Annotated in this window: 14 protein-coding genes; 3 read left to right on the top strand and 11 right to left on the bottom strand. The window is 46.3% G+C overall.

Going from position 1 to position 16,696, the window contains the following annotated elements:
* Positions 1 to 113 precede the first annotated feature (113 nt).
* The 4 genes from ACYVJM_RS31370 to ACYVJM_RS31355 all read right to left on the bottom strand — a co-directional run bounded on the left by ACYVJM_RS31370 (position 114) and on the right by ACYVJM_RS31355 (position 4,522).
* Positions 114 to 1,331, bottom strand: a complete 1,218-nt coding sequence (locus ACYVJM_RS31370; RefSeq protein ID WP_461152071.1) for a DUF6371 domain-containing protein — start codon at positions 1,329 to 1,331, stop codon at positions 114 to 116.
* 194 nt (positions 1,332 to 1,525) lie between these two features.
* On the bottom strand, positions 1,526 to 2,257 hold the full coding sequence (locus tag ACYVJM_RS31365) for a hypothetical protein (RefSeq protein ID WP_461152070.1): 732 nt from the start codon (positions 2,255 to 2,257) through the stop codon (positions 1,526 to 1,528).
* Positions 2,258 to 2,557: 300 nt separating this feature from the next.
* Positions 2,558 to 3,523 carry a ParB N-terminal domain-containing protein gene (locus ACYVJM_RS31360; protein ID WP_461152069.1) on the bottom strand — a complete coding sequence of 322 codons (966 nt, stop codon included), beginning with the start codon at positions 3,521 to 3,523 and terminating at the stop codon, positions 2,558 to 2,560.
* A gap of 36 nt (positions 3,524 to 3,559) precedes the next feature.
* The gene (locus tag ACYVJM_RS31355) at positions 3,560 to 4,522 is read right to left on the bottom strand and encodes a ParA family protein (RefSeq protein ID WP_461152068.1); all 963 of its coding nucleotides are present in this window, start codon (positions 4,520 to 4,522) and stop codon (positions 3,560 to 3,562) included.
* 988 nt (positions 4,523 to 5,510) lie between these two features.
* Here ACYVJM_RS31355 and ACYVJM_RS31350 point away from each other — a divergent pair.
* Positions 5,511 to 6,758 (top strand): replication initiation protein, encoded by a 1,248-nt coding sequence (locus ACYVJM_RS31350; protein WP_461152067.1) that lies wholly within the window; start codon positions 5,511 to 5,513, stop codon positions 6,756 to 6,758.
* 1,066 nt (positions 6,759 to 7,824) lie between these two features.
* Here ACYVJM_RS31350 and ACYVJM_RS31345 read toward each other — a convergent pair.
* Both ACYVJM_RS31345 and ACYVJM_RS31340 read right to left on the bottom strand, forming a co-directional pair.
* Positions 7,825 to 8,055, bottom strand: coding sequence for a hypothetical protein (locus ACYVJM_RS31345; RefSeq protein WP_461152066.1), 231 nt, complete (start codon positions 8,053 to 8,055; stop codon positions 7,825 to 7,827).
* A 2,114-nt stretch (positions 8,056 to 10,169) separates the two neighbouring features.
* Positions 10,170 to 10,601 carry a hypothetical protein gene (locus tag ACYVJM_RS31340; RefSeq protein WP_461152065.1) on the bottom strand — a complete coding sequence of 144 codons (432 nt, stop codon included), beginning with the start codon at positions 10,599 to 10,601 and terminating at the stop codon, positions 10,170 to 10,172.
* Positions 10,602 to 10,756: 155 nt separating this feature from the next.
* On the opposite strand from ACYVJM_RS31340, the gene ACYVJM_RS31335 reads away from it, so the two are divergent.
* Positions 10,757 to 11,038 (top strand): helix-turn-helix domain-containing protein, encoded by a 282-nt coding sequence (locus ACYVJM_RS31335; RefSeq protein WP_461152064.1) that lies wholly within the window; start codon positions 10,757 to 10,759, stop codon positions 11,036 to 11,038.
* A 270-nt stretch (positions 11,039 to 11,308) separates the two neighbouring features.
* Here ACYVJM_RS31335 and ACYVJM_RS31330 read toward each other — a convergent pair whose 3' ends face one another.
* Positions 11,309 to 11,881, bottom strand: a complete 573-nt coding sequence (locus ACYVJM_RS31330; RefSeq protein ID WP_461152063.1) for a recombinase family protein — start codon at positions 11,879 to 11,881, stop codon at positions 11,309 to 11,311.
* 435 nt (positions 11,882 to 12,316) lie between these two features.
* Between ACYVJM_RS31330 and ACYVJM_RS31325 the strand changes: the two genes are divergently transcribed.
* On the top strand, positions 12,317 to 12,703 hold the full coding sequence (locus tag ACYVJM_RS31325) for a sensor histidine kinase (protein ID WP_461152062.1): 387 nt from the start codon (positions 12,317 to 12,319) through the stop codon (positions 12,701 to 12,703).
* 220 nt (positions 12,704 to 12,923) lie between these two features.
* On the opposite strand, the gene ACYVJM_RS31320 is transcribed toward ACYVJM_RS31325, so the two are convergent.
* The 4 genes from ACYVJM_RS31320 to ACYVJM_RS31305 form a co-directional block, all read right to left on the bottom strand.
* Positions 12,924 to 13,985 (bottom strand): sensor histidine kinase, encoded by a 1,062-nt coding sequence (locus tag ACYVJM_RS31320; protein ID WP_461152061.1) that lies wholly within the window; start codon positions 13,983 to 13,985, stop codon positions 12,924 to 12,926.
* Positions 13,982 to 14,131, bottom strand: coding sequence for a hypothetical protein (locus ACYVJM_RS31315; protein ID WP_461152060.1), 150 nt, complete (start codon positions 14,129 to 14,131; stop codon positions 13,982 to 13,984). Before ACYVJM_RS31315 ends, ACYVJM_RS31320 begins: the two co-directional genes overlap by 4 nt.
* Positions 14,132 to 14,170: 39 nt before the next feature.
* Complete coding sequence (locus ACYVJM_RS31310) at positions 14,171 to 15,046, bottom strand: sensor histidine kinase (protein WP_461152059.1); 876 nt, start codon at positions 15,044 to 15,046, stop codon at positions 14,171 to 14,173.
* Positions 15,047 to 15,239: 193 nt separating this feature from the next.
* Positions 15,240 to 16,187: a hypothetical protein gene (locus ACYVJM_RS31305; protein WP_461152058.1), complete on the bottom strand. Its 948-nt coding sequence runs from the start codon at positions 16,185 to 16,187 to the stop codon at positions 15,240 to 15,242.
* Between the last annotated feature and the right edge of the window lie 509 nt (positions 16,188 to 16,696).

Here is a 16,696-nt window from a genome sequence, read left to right as displayed (position 1 = left end):
GGTCAGTCGACCCAGGTTGATCTCTTCAACCATCTGACGCATCTTGAGCTCATGCGCCTGAGTACGAAGCAAAAATAAGTGGTCCATCTGCTTAAAGTGATGGTAAACTTATTTTAGGACAAGACAGAGTAAGCAGGCCATTGTTCGAGTAAGAAATCGGCTAAGTCGGCACCAGCTGCTCGTTCCTCCTCCGTGGCATTCTCTTCCAGATACGTCGAAACAGTGATCTGAAACCCCTGGGCCAGCAACTCATTGGCCACTCGATTCCAGCGAGCAAAGGCACTCCCATCTTTTGACAAATCAGGGAATAATTCAATGCGTCGGCCACGCAGGGGGGCCAACCGGTCCGCATTCAAATACGACAAGGCCCCCACGGCCATCCAGAGAAAGCCGGGAAAATAAGGCGTACTGATGACCGCCGTTTTGGGTGCCTCCACTAGGGCCACCGGCTGATCGGCATCGGCCGTTCCCAGTTGGGGCAAGCCGAATAGGCAAGGGGATTTTTGCACCTCATTTCGCTCATCCAGATAGGCCCGCAGCCAGTCGGGATAGGGCTGTTTCAACGCATCACACCGCCGGGCATAGGAGGAATGGACCCAGGTAGTTCGACTGCGCTTTTCACCCGCTTTGATCACGTATTTGACGGTGTGAAACGTCTCGTCAAAGAGTTTGATCTGCCCGCCCCTTATTCGTTGGTGCTCATCAATATACCAGAACACACACGCTCCCGGCCAACGTCCAGACGTGCCAATGTTGAATCGGTTTAACAGGTCGTTGGCCAGGGTAGGCCCAAAATGACGACTCAATAGGCGGGCAAACTGGTTACGCTCATAGTGGCCCAGCGACTGGATAAACACATCTTCCGGAATCGTGCAAAGTTCACCCAGTTGAGAAACTGTTATGGGATTTTCAGTTTCTTTAGGTCGGAAGGATGTCGCTGATTGATCAAACAGAAAGTTAGCCACCCGTTCGGCCTGCTCGAGTCTGGCCCCTTCCGCCTGCATCAGCCGGGCAATAATATCCTGTTTCAATACGCCCGCCTGTTTCTGGCGGGCGGCCAGGGTAAACCAGGCTTTGGGGATTGGGCCAACACTGGTCTGGGCCTTCAGCTGCTCATAATACGACAAACCGGCTGGGCCTTTGTGGTAAGGATTCAGATGATAGCCACAATTAGTTTCCCGATCACAACGGCCATAGATGTCGGGCAGGGGTTGGCCCGTTTGGGTGTCGACATAGCGACTCAACGTTTTGCGGTGTTTGGGCCCACAACTCGGACAATCGGATTTGATGGCTTTTTTGGGCAGTTGATAACGAAACGTCTTGGCCGGCATACAGGTAAATTTACAACTTTGTTTCCTACTAATTTATTGATCGTTTTCGCTTTTTGGCCCTTTACCTGGTCAGCGGCTTCTTCCGGAAGGCCTGCCTATTCGATATAAGGGCGTAGTCGGACCCCTCCGCCCTCCCCCATTCGTTCTATGGTTATGTATTGTCCTGGTCAATGGCTACCCCTTTGCCCTGTTGGCTAGCCGGTTTTGCGCAAATACAGGGTGGTGATCCCTTGCCGAAGTCGAATAGGGAAGTTTTTTAACTCCCGATCAATCAACTTGTGGTCATGGGGTACCGACTCATTGATATAGTCGGGGTCAATGAAAATAATATTGAGCCGTTCATGCACCTCATTTTTCACCCGCTCGGTGTGTTTGAGCAAGTGTTCACTGGAAGTGGTGGTTTTCATCGTCGCCAGATCATCAAAGTAACGGTAGGTACAATACCAGTAGTAGTATTTGTGGTAGTAATTGGAGAAGCAGGCCTGGTAGGCCTCGGGGCGTTCCTGTACCGTTCGCAGGAGTTCATCGGTCTGGCGCAGTTCCTTGAGTTGGCTTACGCTCAGTTGTTCCATCAGGGATCGGTTTAGCAACTCATCGCGGTAGTTTTTGATGTGCTGTACCACATCGCCCTGGGTAACCGATCGTTCAATGGAGTACTTATGCTTGTAAAAGAAGGAAAGGGAAATGGCGGGCTTGTCATAGTTGATGAGTTTTAAGTTTTTCAGGGGTTTACCGGGGCGATGGTAAGCCTGGTATTGTTTCATAAATTGCATGGGGATGAAGTAGTACTCCAGATGGGGATCGGGGGGTGGTGGATTGGAGATCTGGTTGATACCGGGGGAGAGGGTAACGGCCTGAGTTTTAAGGACGGTGCGCAGGGCGGCCAGGGGGGCTTCGTCGTCGCGTTTGAGGGGTTTACGAGGCATAAAAGAGAGAGCATTTATTTACTACAAAAGTAAATAAATGGATTATAGTATCCCAATGAAATTCTTTTCCCCTTCCAAAAATTTTTGCTTTAATTTTAGTAATATTTGCTAGCCAACTACAAATTTTAGTAAGCTGCGAAGAGAGATATAATAGCTATTAATAATACTAAACTTTTGTAAAAGAAATACTTGTCTAAAATGACCGATTGCAGTTCTGTCAATGTTACGTCCAAAATTTACTAAAACACAAGAATAAATTTTAGTAAATTCTGGCCGCTTCCCTCCTCTCATAAATTATAACTACTGTTGTTGCATTTGACGAGCACATTCGATTATCTGATTGCACACCTGATTCACATTGACTTTTTTTGCATTCAGCCGACTAACTAGTTGAGCAAGTTGTTGCTTTAATTGATTCATCTTTTCATTACTCACAGATCGTCGCGATTTATTAACCGGCTGCGGCTTCAACTTTTCTTGAGCTTGTTGAATGACTGTTAATAGTTCAGTTTGATTTTGGATTGGCTCAGGAAGGTCATCTAACAGTGTAATTTGTTGTATTAACGCTTTATCCACCTTAGTTCTACCAGATAATATATCCTGTCTAAAGACTGGCGCTAGCTTTTCTAACCCTTGAGCATATATACCATCACGCTTGATTGTTTTTTCGCTTACATTAAATTGTTTTCCAAGTTTCTGAGCGGTATTTTGTACTTTCGTGATGGCTTCACTTTTTGACTGATCTTGTTTGTGAACAGCATCTTCATCTTCAAAAGGGACATTCTGACCCTTTTGCTCTTCCCTATTGTATTTTCCCTTTTCTTGCTTTTCCCTTAGGTAACGCAACCCTCGCAAGTATGACACTTGCTCAGGAGCTAGATTCCGCCTACCTAATTGATTATCAATCATAAAGAACTTCACCTGTTCAAGGGAGGGGAAGTTCATCAAATGTACTTTAAAGTCTACATGGTGTTTCTTACATATAGCATACCGGTTGTGACCATCAATGAGAATATAAGCCGTGTCAGTCGTTTCTAAATCTGGTAGGCGATCGCTCGTTGTCTCCCAAACAAGAAGTGCTTCTCGACAACCATTCTGTATTATATTTTCTTCCAACTGTTTAAACTCTTCTGGTAACAGTGGAGGTATATAATCAGCGAGTTCCGGTAAAACGAGAATATGTTGTTTGATGTCCTCGTGACGCAGTAAACTTTGATCTTTTATCATTGTTTTAGCATCGAGGCCCAACTGATATTTTTTTGCCATAAATAGGTTAATATGAAGAGATTGATTTAGATTCCATTAAACCAGACTAACTCGATTTCCAGTTAATTCCATTGCCAGATTATGGTAATCAACCGCGCCATGAGAATCTTTTGCATAAGTGAAAATGTCTTGTTGTGCAATCTGAGATTCCTTTAAGGCGACATTCAAGCGTATCTCCGAATTAAAAACCACAAAATTCGTTAACACACCTCCTCGAATGTAGTTGATCATATCTCTATGTACGTTCAATCTCTTATCTACCAAGGTCAAAACAATACCTTCTACCGTTAATTCGTGATTAATTCGATCCCTGACTTGCATAATTCGCTCGAACAGATTATTAATTCCTTTCATTGCTGAAGCCTCCGGCTGAAGCGTAATTAAACAGGAGTTAGAGGCAACCAAGGCCGAATTAGTGAATATATTGAGTGCAGGAGGACAATCAATTAGAATATAATCATACTGCGCTCGTAGACCTGAAATCACATTCTTAAGCTGATTGACCCCTCCTACTGCTTGGACCAGTTCTAAATCGGCGTTAGCTAGTTCTAAATCGCTCGGGGATAAATCATAATTGCTGCTAATGGAAATAATCGGCAAGGATTCATTTTTTAATAATGCGTGAACCACCTGCTTTTGCGGTTCTTCAACACCTAACACTTGAGACAGATTACCCTGTGAGTCTAAATCGATGAGTAATACTCTATTGCCCAATAAAGACAGTGCCTTCCCTAGATTTAATGTTGTTGTTGTTTTACCAACGCCACCCTTGTGATTGGCTATTGAAATAACTTTTGCCTTACGAGCTGCTCTATCAACGTAACCATATTTTTTCAAAATAGGGTATAGTGCTCCTAAATGCTTTGCATTCAGAACCCGATCCCCTGCTAGGGCTTTTGTTAGTGTAGTTGTTGGAATACCTGCTTCTTGTTCAATAACTGAAGCAGACAAAGCTGGATTTTGCTGAAAAAAGGTAATCACATCAGCGTTGGTCATCATAAACACAACATTTTTTTGTCCTAATATTAGGACAAAAAAAAACTATTGTCAAGTTATATGGACCACAAATTTAATTTACCCGATACTCACTGCTAAATATTATCAAGTTCTATCCCAACCTATGAGTGAAGACCCGCTGAATTGCGAGTAAAGTACCGTCCGGCAATGTATTATTGCAATTCAGAGTAGGTTTATAGTTATAAGGCTGGCCAATACAATTTGGGTTTTTTTAAAGAAAGCTCACTATTAACTCAATTAGCTTAGCATTAGATCTATTTACCTTATTAATAAATTAGGAAAGCCTTAACGCATTAATAATCAATCATTTATAAGCTGTAATTGCGAGGAAACTACCGCTAAACTACGAGGAAACTACCGCTAAACTACGAGGAAACTACCGCTAACTACGAGGAAACTACCGTTGAACCACGAGGAAACTACCGTTAACTACGAGGAAACTACCGTAACTACGAGGAAACTACCGTATCTACGAGGAAACTACCGTATCTACGAAGAAACTACCGTATCTACGAAGAAACTACCGTTAAATAAGAGTTTTGTTAATTATCTGAATAGCAATGGTAAAGGAGGCAGCGTCAATCAAACTATTGGCTCATATAATATAAATAGGTGATACTCTTGTATCTATTGCGAGTAGAAGTACGCTATCACTGAATACACTTTTATCAATTACGAGTAAAGTACCGTCAGATAACAAGTTCCATCCTGATTTAATGTTCTCTTGAAGCTAAGGACAAATCTGTTACGAGTAAAGTACCGTCTGGGTGATAGTTAATCCACGTTGATCCTTTGATAAAACTCTCTATGCCTTAGTAGCCCACTCTTGATTTGCAATTTGACGTACTTTTACTCGCAATTCGCAGGATATTACAATTAGAGTTTGATTGTTAGAGCGAAAGTTGTCAATTTAAGAGAAAACTTGTTGCCTCAAGTGCTTTTTTTAGCTTTGTAATAAGACGCATACGATATGGCCAAAAGTTCTAAGGCTGGCGATTCTCAAACTGAATTATTCAGCAACGATTCCGCTTTTTTGGAAGCGGATCGGCTGGCAACCACTCGCCAGATTCGACAAGATAGTATGGTAGCTCAGCACAATGATTTAGTGCGCGCTCGCTATGATATGTCCCTGTTAGAGTCACGTTTATTCGTTTGTCTCTTAGGACGTATTGATCGGAAGGATAAAGATTTTGTACTTTGTCGTATTCCCGTGTCAGAACTTTACCCAGACGAGAAAGTAGGAGGGAAGTCATATTCGCAAGTAAGAGAAGCGGTCGTTCGACTGGCGAGCCGGGTCATTCACGTAGAAACCAGAGATGAACAAGGTCGACGGGAGATTGTCAGTAACCCTTTAATGGCTACTTGCCGTTACAAAGAGGGTTCAGGATACCTTATCGCTCAATTCAATAATTTCGTAAAGCCATATCTTTTAGAACTTCAAGGTAATTTCACCGTAGCCGAAATTCAAACTCTATTAGGGTTTCGAAGCTTCTATTCGTATAGACTGTATTGGTTGCTCAAATCGTCGGCCTTTCATCACGACACGATAAAGCTGGAATTGTCCGCCCTTAAAAAAACGCTGAATCTTGAACAGCGATATCAGAATTTTGCCGACTTTAAACGCTTTGTCTTAGATATTGCCAAGCATGAACTCAGTATAACGGATATGGCTTTCGAGTACAAGCAACTTAAAGAGGGTAGGGCGGTAAGTTCCTTACTTTTCTATTTATTGCGGCCAGCCGTTGTTACGCAAGACGAGATCAAGTTGCCTGAAGGAACCCAGCAAATATTGACTGAAATAGGAATAAGTCTGAAATCACTTAATGAGATAAAGGTACGTTTTCAACAAGAGCAACTCTCGGAAGAGTATTTACGGTTCGTCATTAGGTATTATCAGGAAGCAAAGAAGAATGGTCGGATTAAATCATCAGCGGGAGCCATTTATAAAGCTTTGATGACTGATCAGTTAAGCCAAGAATTTAAGGCTTGGAAAGCGGAACAGCCAATTTATCATCAGCCTAAGCCTACGCAGAAGGTACCATATGTAGAAGTAATTGATTTAAATGTATTAAGAGATCAATTTATAACCTTATACGAAAAAGGACTTTCCAATTTTAATTCATTTGAAGAGTATTTAAACTGGATGTTAAGTCAGAAAGAATATGATATGGATATTGTTGATGGAAAAGAAGTATTAACCTATACCGAAATTAAGTGAAGATTTACAATAAAGCTGACCCGCCGTCAGGCTACTAGCTTACAGGGCGGACTACACCGTTCATTGAACATCCATGACTTGCATAATTGGACATAGCTCCCAAGCTAAAGTATACCGTAAATAGTCATCTATTCCATCAATCGAAAAGTTGGTGTGGTCACCAAGCCCTACTTCCTTAGGATACGGTAACCGCTCAACTCCGAGACAAAACGGCCTCCATAATCAGCAATATAGTATCCTAGCTCTCGACATGACAGATCAGGACGTTCCAACGCGAGTTTAACCACTTGACTCCGTTGAGCAGGCGGCAACTGATTCCAGCCACTATAGCGTCGGTGGTTGATCAGCTAACTCATCATAGCCATCGGTCAGGTATCACTTATATCACTGGTAAAAAGTGGATTGATTGACAGCTCTCGTAAGGTAGCCTTCACGTTTAGTGGTGATGGCCCGACTTGAGTGATAATATGCATTTTCTCAGACTGAGTAATACGGTAGTAGGAATCAGTCATCGGCCTTAAGACTTTTATTGATAATTGATTCCCTAGATTCAGCTCGGCTACCAACTGCTTAAGTGCTTCATTCTTCAACTTAATGGATTGACTTCTGTAAACGTGGTATTCCGGGGGTGCCGCCTGCTAATCGTTTTTTACCTGCCTCTAAAAATTCCTTACCGCTTCGGCAGTCCGATCCAGCGGTAATAGATGTTTGTGATGAGGTCTTCTCATTGGCAAATCGCAGCTAACGATTGGTCTTCTTGCAAACCTTAGATGATAATACGAATCTTTTCTTCAGCGGTGTACCAGCGCCGAGTTTGGACCGTGCCAGCGTCCGGCTGGACATCTTTAATGATTGATAGAGCTAGTTTGCGTTCAGCATAACTTGATAAGTTAATCACTGAACGCTTAGGCTTTACTAATTTAGCGGATTTGGACACTATTAAGGTGGTTTGAGTGAAATAATCAAATGAATAGTCTCTTCAACATTTTTATTTCTTTTGTCCACGTTCATTTGAGGGCGTATACTAGTTGATTGATAAGCTACAGCAGTCACTGATTGTCAATCATTATATCCGAAGCTTGGCTCGAAGGGTAATATTTTTCTTTCCGCGCGGTGTCCACCCTTTCGTCCGTTGTTTCCATTTGTAGATGAGCGCTTCATCAATACTCAGTGCCAGAGCCACAAATGTCGCACTCTGCCCATTAACAATCATTTCAAGTGCATTGACTTTGAAGGTAGCCGGTCCACCAGTACGGTCGTATTTATGACGTTTTGAGGGGTTTATTTTAAGCTGCATGTCCTTTCCCGTTGAGCAAGTTCACTGTGCCGATTAATTGGACCATATTAGGCAGGTTTTAAAGACTGTTACGCCTTTTAACTCTAGCTAGTCTTTGGCAACTTTAGAATCTATTGACCCTATACTGACTTTAGACCCTACTCATTCTTTAAAGGCTTTACCGGTAAGGGGTTATAGGCCAGTCTATACACACTTTATACTCTTTAACTACTATAATCACTATAGAGACTTTAGGTACTAGTAGTACTTTAGTGCCTATAGTCACTTTGAACACTTGTACTATAGTGTACTCTATACCCACTATAATACCTTTGATACCTTCTAAGTCTTTAGACCCTTTTATCAAAGTCTTTCTATACACACTATAGTCACTTTGAACACTTGTACTATAGTGTACTCTATGCCCACTATAATACCTTTGATACCTTCTAAGTCTTTAGACCCTTTTATCAAAGTCTTTCTATACACACTACAGTCACAGTGAACACTTTAGCAACTTTGGCTGTAGTCTGTACTTTATCAACTTTGCCATCTATATGCCCTTTACCCATAGTGTATACTATAAAGACTTTAGCCCCTTTACCGACTTTACTGTCTTTGAACAAAGTCTTTTTGGCTTAAAATCGGGGTTTTCAAAGGGTCATTAACCAAATTTAGTCCTTATCAAATCACTTCCTGTCTGCATAATTTTTTTTTCCCCGGTCAATATCATATTTGACCAAATTGTTTTCTTTTAAGAACTGCCCAGTTGCTTCTAAACCAAGAAGGTATAGAAGTAAAGAATCGCTATCGTCTACAGCAGGCTGGGGATACTTTATCGAATAAAAAACCTGTTCTTCTAATTTAAATTAATGAAAATGCCGATTTTTTCGCTTTTTCGCCCATCAGGGGCTTTTCTCGCCCGAAAACCGGTTCGCCACCGCGAAAGCAAGATGTGTTTTTCGCGGCAAAAAACTCTCCCTACAGGCGTTTATACCACGTCAAACGAATCTTGCTCAGCGAGGCTAAACTGGTTCGCTACTACCAAAGCAAGATGTGGTTTAAGGGCCCGTAATTCTTCCTTTGGTCGAATTAACACGCCCAAAACCCAATCTTGCTTAGCGAGGCTAAAACCGGTTCGCCATTGCGAAAGCAAGATGTGTTTTTCACGGTGTAAAACTCCTCCCACGGTCGAGTTTCCTCCACTCAAACGAATCTTGCTCGGCGAGGCTAATGCGCGGCATTTCGGGCTCGTTAACACATTCCCCCGATGCCGAGTCAAGTAACTTACACAGAATAGAGGGCAGTTCGACTTTACGCTTGACCCGGCATTAGAACCAGCCACGAAAGGACGCCCTTGGACCGGCTATTAAAACCAGTCGTATGGCTGATCAGAATTGTTAGCAAGAGATGTGTGGTCACGGTATTGGCCGCCCCATCCTGAGCGATCGGTCACGCACTTCCTAAGAATGTTCAGGGGTTGGTAAAAGCTTCTTGCCAGGCAAGCATTGCCTGGGTATCGTCAATCCAGAGGTCGTTTGGAAAGGGGATCATGGATGAACTCTTGATCAGGCTTGAAAGAAACCCTAAGTTGGTTTGGTTAATGATCAATGTCGGTGGAGGTGTCGAGGGGCGAAAAAGAAGGTAAGGGCATTTTTCTGCCGACTCGCCTGGGTCTCAGGCGGGCTGTTGGTCCCGCTTAGCGGCCTAGGCCGTTCGATCATGCACTTCGAAAGCTGTCATCTCCTCCAGAGGGGGTGAGGAAGACCCGCCCTATTAGGGAAAAACCAGTTTCGGGCTGGGCCAGCTCAGGGGATGGTGTTTGAAGTCACTTCGTTAACGCAGCCTTATTAGGATCAAATGCACCTGGGCCATGCTGAAAATAGACGGCTCCATACCCGTAAATTATCAGCCATAAGACCGAAAGCGCATCCTCATAAACTCTATCGAACGCCCGATCAGTACAGGCAAGGAGTGAGATCAGATCTGACTGACTCAGCTCCATGAATAATACGAGTTCCTCAACTAGTTGTCAGGAGACTATGGCCTGATCCTGTAGAATACTATTGTCTGTCATCATCAGGTGGTCGACACATTGAAAGGGCCTATAACTTACAGCTTCTGAACTGGACGGCTTATTCCAGTTTACCGAACAGCCAGTTGCTTGAAAACACCGCTCGGCTGGCAGGGTCGGATAGGCCGGTTCCCAACTCATCAATGAGTCCATGCAGCATCCATTGAATAGTTTCCCGGCGCGCTTGAATCCGCTTTGATAGGGCATCCCGGTTGTAAAGTAAGGTTCCCAGACATTCCGATAAATCAGGGATAACGGCCAAATCATAAGTTAGAAACCAATCAAGGCTTAGTTTCATCTCCTGGTTGAGTTGATCAATAACGTCTAAAACTACTTCGGCCTCTACCGGTTCGAGGGCAAGGAGTTGGCAGAAGCTGGTTGGTTCAACCTTGATTTTTTTGGCGAATTCAACCGCATCGAGTTGGTAAAATTCCAGAATCTGCCGAAGCCGGAAAACAAAAAGTTGTGTCTTGCTGGTCGCGTTTGAGTTCACGAAGTGATTACGAGTAAGTTTAAAGATGAATTAAGAGCTTTATATTAAGTAAGGCGCGGCTTAGAGTGGCCTCCCTCTGAGACAAAGGTAGCAAAAATCAAAAATAACCAAAATTGTAGTTATTTATTGCCCTTTTCTTTTTAATTCTTTGGTCTGTGAATTACTACAGAGACCAGGAAGCACTAAAAGTCTTTGGCAAACGACTGCAGCAGATTCGTCGACAGAAAGGACTAACCCAAACAGAGCTAGCTTTTCGTTGCGGATTTGGTCAAAATCAAATCACCAACATTGAGCGTGGCGAGACGAATACCAGTTTAAGCATTGTTTTCCTCCTAGCCAGGAAATTGGATATACCACTCATGGATCTATTCAGTTTTGAACTACCACCACTGGGTGTAAGCAGTCAGACGGGGTTACAAGAGCCTGATGACAAGTAGCTCAGGTATAACCGGTAGAAACCGGTAGAGGATTTTTCTATTTACGTAGGGTAGTTGGGAAACCACTGTCCTTTAAGCGTTTTGATTCGCAGGCCGACGGCGGTTTGTTGAAAATCTGCCGAGCTGCTTATCAGGACGGCCAACAATGCCCGCTTAAACCCATCTGTATTCCTAACCGTAAATGCCGACAGATAACCCGGACGGCCTGTGATCCATTCTCTCGTCGAGTCTTGGAACGCCAGCAACGTATGCCGTACTGTCCTTCATTACTCAATCTTTAGCCGCTTCCTGCCAAGCTAAATACCGATAAACCGTTGCTCGGCTTATATGAAACAAATGACCAATTTCAGCAATCGTGTTCAGTCTATTGGTATACATGGTCTTGACCGCTCGTGCTTTTAATTGGGCTTCTTGCGAAAGGCCCTTTGGGCGGCCCCCAATTCGTCCCCTGGCACGAGCCGCAGCCAGACCCGCTCTGGTACGCTCCCGGATCATATCACGCTCAAACTCGGCCAGTGAAGCAAATAAATTAAACACTAAGCGGCCTTGCGCAGTAGTGGTATCGATGGCATCATTCAAACTGCGGAAACCAATGCCTTTGGCTTGAAAGTCATTGATCAATGTAAAAAGCTCTTTTAGCGATCTTCCTAGCCGATCCAGTTTCCAAACCATGATTGTGTCTCCTTCCCGAAGTACCTCTACTAACTTTTGAAGTTGCGGTCGTACTTTGGCCGAGGAGACCTTCTCCTGAAAAATTTTCTGACAACCTGCTTTTTTGAGGTCATCCAACTGGAGGGATAAGTTCTGATCTTGTGTCGAAACGCGCGCATAACCAAATAGCATAGAATTAGCTTTAAAAAGGGGTAGTCAATACAGGCTGGTTTGGTGAAGATGCCGCTTGTGATCAGGAGGTTGCATCTTCGCCGACGAATATTCTATCACTCTATATCAGGCATAGGCCACAAGATTCCTTTACCTCAACGGAGAGGCCTTTGTGAGGTTGGGGTGGACATTTCGGCGGGGTTGACCAGCCGATTTCAAATTTGGCTGACAGGTGATTTCGCCTTAAACTGACCAGGTTAAGTAACTAGTAATCCATCGGTTATTCGTGTCGATCTATTGATGGATTAGTGGTCAGTTTGCTACGAAATCGACTGGTCAACGGACCCGAAATCTCCACCCGTACCCCTCAATGGCATTGTTGAGCAAGTACTGACGATCTTTGAGCTGGTTATTGCCGAAACCAAAGCGAACATACAGGTAAAGCCCTTACCGACCGTGCTGGGGGATGCTTCCCAACTCGTTCAGCTATTCCAGAATCTAGTTGGGAATGCGCTCAAATTTCACCGACCATCGATGGCTCCCCTCATCCATATACAGGCCCAATCGCTACCCGCCAATGAGCTGCCCCCGGGCGTTAAGCCTGCCCGTTTGGTTGAGACCTACTATCGGATTGATGTGGCTGATAATGGGGTGGGCTTTGATGAAAAATATCTGGATCGCATCTTTCAGGTGTTCCAGCGGCTGCACGGTAAGAACGATTTTTCCGGAACCGGTATTGGCTTAGCTGTTAGTGAACGGGTTGTCACTAACCACGGGGGAGCCATCATAGCCAGCAGCCAACCAGGACAGGGTTCCACCTTCAGTGTGTACCTTCCTGCTTAGCACGCCTTGGGTTTCCAGTTACTATTCATGCGCTATAAAGTAGATAGCTCCTATGGATACGTATGTTTAACACGACCTTGACTGACTTTTCGCAGTTTCACCAAACGCTCGAATTATTGCTACTCAATTTTCTCTTAGTATCACGGGGGAGCGATTTGTGGGACAGCGGGTAGACTATCTGTCCAACGCTATCCGTAACCTACGCCAGCTGAATTCGAAATTAACTTGTCAATGGACCTGAAATCTCCACCTTATCCTCCACCTTCGCCAGGGGCAAGCTTACCACAAACCAGCCTGCAGTTTCATGGATAGCAAGTTGCCCATACTTCGTCAGGTTGTAGCGCAGCGCCAGATTGGTCAGGCCCGACCCGGCGGTGGCTACACGGAGGGTCTTGCGTTGCAGGGTGTTGGCCACCAAAAGGCGCCCTTCTTCGGTGTAGATGCGGATACGAAGCGGCTGCTCTGGCAGGATAATGTTATAGCGAATGGCATTCTCAATCAACGTCTGCAACGTCAGGGGAACAAGGCACGCCTGCTCCTGCAAGGCATCTACGGCCATGTCAATCTGTAGCCCGGTGTCATAGCGGGCCTGTAACAGGTGACTATAGGCCCGCACAAACGCCAGTTCTTCTCCCAGGGTGGCCGAGGCTTGGCTGCTGACCTGCAACAAGTAGCGGAATACGGTAGTTAGCTCGTCAAGAAATAGCTCGGCACGGTCCGTATCGTCAGCAATCAGGGCGGAGAGCGAGTTAAGACTGTTGAATAAAAAATGAGGATTTACCTGGTGCTGAAGCGATAAGATCTGGCTTTCCAACGACGCAGTTTCCAGCGCAGTGGCCTCAACGGTTTCGCGCTGCCACTGCCGCAAACTATACCCGCCTTCGTAGACCGTGAAATAAATGAAGTGATAAAAGAGCTGGATGCCGAGGGTACGGCTCAATTCAACCGCGCTGCCGAAGTACAGAAATTGTCCATCCACCAGAAAACGGGTAGCGTGGCGTAGGAACCAGGCCAGACAGACCAGCACCGGCAGGCAGGCGAGCAGCCACAGCAGCCGGGTATGCGTGTTGGCCAACCCCGGATACCGTGCCTGAATCTGTAACACCACCCAGCGGGCAATTTGCCAGCACACCAGTCCCCAAAACAAGGCAATGGGGTCGTTGATGAGCAGTTTGTCGAGGGGGAGTGTCAGGTACCAGTCGAGCCGGAAAAAGACGGCTACGAACAGATACAGCCCAAGCGGCCCCAGCAGGCGCAGGCGCGTGTCGTTGAGAGGCTTCATGGTTGGTTGACCGGGGCGGGTAGGGGGGGCAGTAACGGCAGTTTTACCTCGAACTGCCCTGCTTCTTCATTTATACAGATGTCACCTGACCCCAGCAATTGGTATTTCCTGGCAATACTGGTCAGGCCAACCTTTGTAGAGTGCACAGCGGTGTTTTTCCGTTGCAGGTTGTTCTGGATGATTAGTTAGGGCCCTTCAGTCAGGATGGTCACGCGCAGTGGGCTGTCGGGCAGGATGGCGTTGTGCTTTACAGCGTTCTCAACCATCAGTTGCAGCGTCAGCGGAGGTATCTGGTGGTTAAGATACCTGTTGCCGACATCGATGTGCAGATCGATACCCCTGCCATAGCGAATCTTCAGCAATTCGAAATACGACCGGATAAACTGCAACTCCTGCTGGAGGGTTGTGAGTTCGGGGTTCCCCTCAGGGTGGTTGTTGGTCCGCAACACGTAGCGGTACACACTGCTGAGTTCCTCAACAAAGGTTTCGGCTTGCCGGGGGTTTTCCTGAATCAGCATCGACAGCGAGTTAAGGCTATTGAAGAGGAAGTGTGGGTTCAACTGAGTACGCAACTGATTCAGCTGGTGAGTCAGGCGGGTCTTTTTCAACTGCTCATTGTGGTTAACGGTCTGCTGCCACGCCTGCAACACGTATCCACCCTCATAAACGACGTAATACACCCCATGGTAGAAAAGCTGAATCCCCAGGCCGTAGGTATACTGAGGCAGAGGGACCATAAACTTATCGTCTGATGCCAGGAGCACATAACTAAGTCGTCGTAAGGCCCAGGCAGTGTTGGCCAGCAAGGGCAACAACAGGACCGTCCAGCGCAACCGCCGACGTGTGTTGGAGAGACCTGGATAGCGCGCTTGCATCCGCAGGACCGTCCAGCGGGCTAGTTCCCAACAAAAATAGCCCGCCACCAGGCTAATCAGGTCCGAAATCGCCAGGTCATAGAGCGATAGTTCGAAGTACCAGTTCAGCCGAAAAAAGAGCGTTCCGATCAGAAACAGCACGAACGGGCCGTAGATGCGTAGCTTTCGATCATTGAAGGTACTCATGGTCAAGTGATTAGGACTACAGCAAAAATACGAGTGCCGGTGAGAAAAGGCTACTTATTACACCATTAACTGGGCGGCAGAAGGGCTATTCGGTGGCTTGCTGACCTAATACACTATAAAACTTGAACCCACGCAGGCATCGAGCAACGGCGTGGGTTTAAACCTATCAGATACATTGGAGTTCTGCCCGAGGTTACGACAGCGCGGTCAACCACTCCTGCGCAAACTGGCGGGCGGCCATCGTCGGGGTTTTGCCCATACGGAAGAGCAACTTCCACGGACCGGTCTTGCGCTCATAGGCCGGGTTTACGAAGTACTGTTTCGACCCGCTGGCATAGAGTTTCGCCCCAAAATCGACCTCATCGCAGAGAGCTATAAAGGCCCGGAGTTGCTTCCGAAGCGGTGGGCGCACATCGCTGGCGGCATCGAGGGCGGCTTTTTGTTTGCGGTACTCCGGGTTGTGGGTTTTGGCATTAGCGAGTTCCTGGCTGACATTCGCTCCATACTGCTTGCCGCCTTTGCGGAGCCGCTGTTCCTGATAGGCCACATACTGCTTCTTGAACTCGGCAGGCTTCCCGGCATTGGCCGCAAGCATCCGTTTCAGGTCCGCTACCTCCTGCGTGAGCTGGTTACGTTCGGTGCTAGTGGCGGCTGCGGCCTGCGCTTCCAGTTGGGGTATTTGCGCCTGGAACATAGTGTAGAACACAACCGGATCTACGGCGCTCATCGTCTGGCGTAAGGCGGCAGTCTGGGCGTTTACTGTCTCATCGACCAGGCCTACTTCGGCCTCGCGCTGGGCAATTTTTTCGTCGCTGTAGGTTTCATCAACGGTATAGTCTGCACGCAACAACTGCCGGTATAGCTGTTTAAATGCGTCGGATTCCACGTAGGCACGTACTACCTTGCCGAGTGCCCGCACGGTGGCGGCCTGCGCGTCGGTGGGGATGCGTCGGGCCATCCGGCGCATGAGGGCAGTGGGTTCGACGTAAGCCGAGCCGTCAGCTTTGAGGTTGGTCAGGGCGGCCTGCTCGATGTTGGCCATTGTAACGCCTGTGTCGGTCAGTACGTCGGCGGGGCGCAGGGCTATCAGCGAAGCGACGATCGCGGCAACGAGGGTAAGGGAAGTAAGGGATCTGGTCATGGGAGGGTGTTTACGGTTCGTTGGCCAAAATTGGCGCGTAACCCAGCGGTAGGGTAGACACGGCCTGATGAACCGGTATTTTAGCTAGATGAAGCATCAAAAAGGCGCTTCACTGACGCTATCAAAGCCATGAGCAAACTGCTGGATAATTAATTCACTGGACGGCGATAGTCAGTTTACATCAGAAGTGAACCTTACGGAGCCAAAGGTGCGGGGCGTCAGGAACATCGAAAAGGGAGAAGGCGATGAAACGGAAAAAGTCACCCTACCGTCGACTTTTTCGGAAACTCACGTAGGCTAGGTAAGTCCGTCTATTGCTTCATTGTCAACTGGTCGAGCGATATATCATACCGTTTGATACGAATAGAAGTTGACAGTTATTTGTCTTGTCCTAAAATAAGTTTACCATCACTTTAAGCAGATGGACCACTTATTTTTGCTTCGTACTCAGGCGCATGAGCTCAAGATGCGTCAGATGGTTGAAGAGATCAACCTGGGTCGACTGACCA

The organism is Spirosoma pulveris, from assembly GCF_054781875.1.
This window is presented reverse-complemented; position numbering and strand designations above follow the sequence as displayed.

Coding starts and splice junctions, on each gene's coding strand:
- ACYVJM_RS31370 (WP_461152071.1), bottom strand. CDS start 1,331: ATGCCGGCCAAGACGTTTCGTTATCAACTGCCCAAAAAAGCCATCAAA.
- ACYVJM_RS31365 (WP_461152070.1), bottom strand. CDS start 2,257: ATGCCTCGTAAACCCCTCAAACGCGACGACGAAGCCCCCCTGGCCGCC.
- ACYVJM_RS31360 (WP_461152069.1), bottom strand. CDS start 3,523: ATGGCAAAAAAATATCAGTTGGGCCTCGATGCTAAAACAATGATAAAA.
- ACYVJM_RS31355 (WP_461152068.1), bottom strand. CDS start 4,522: ATGATGACCAACGCTGATGTGATTACCTTTTTTCAGCAAAATCCAGCT.
- ACYVJM_RS31350 (WP_461152067.1), top strand. CDS start 5,511: ATGGCCAAAAGTTCTAAGGCTGGCGATTCTCAAACTGAATTATTCAGC.
- ACYVJM_RS31345 (WP_461152066.1), bottom strand. CDS start 8,055: ATGCAGCTTAAAATAAACCCCTCAAAACGTCATAAATACGACCGTACT.
- ACYVJM_RS31330 (WP_461152063.1), bottom strand. CDS start 11,881: ATGCTATTTGGTTATGCGCGCGTTTCGACACAAGATCAGAACTTATCC.
- ACYVJM_RS31320 (WP_461152061.1), bottom strand. CDS start 13,985: ATGAAGCCTCTCAACGACACGCGCCTGCGCCTGCTGGGGCCGCTTGGG.
- ACYVJM_RS31310 (WP_461152059.1), bottom strand. CDS start 15,046: ATGAGTACCTTCAATGATCGAAAGCTACGCATCTACGGCCCGTTCGTG.
- ACYVJM_RS31305 (WP_461152058.1), bottom strand. CDS start 16,187: ATGACCAGATCCCTTACTTCCCTTACCCTCGTTGCCGCGATCGTCGCT.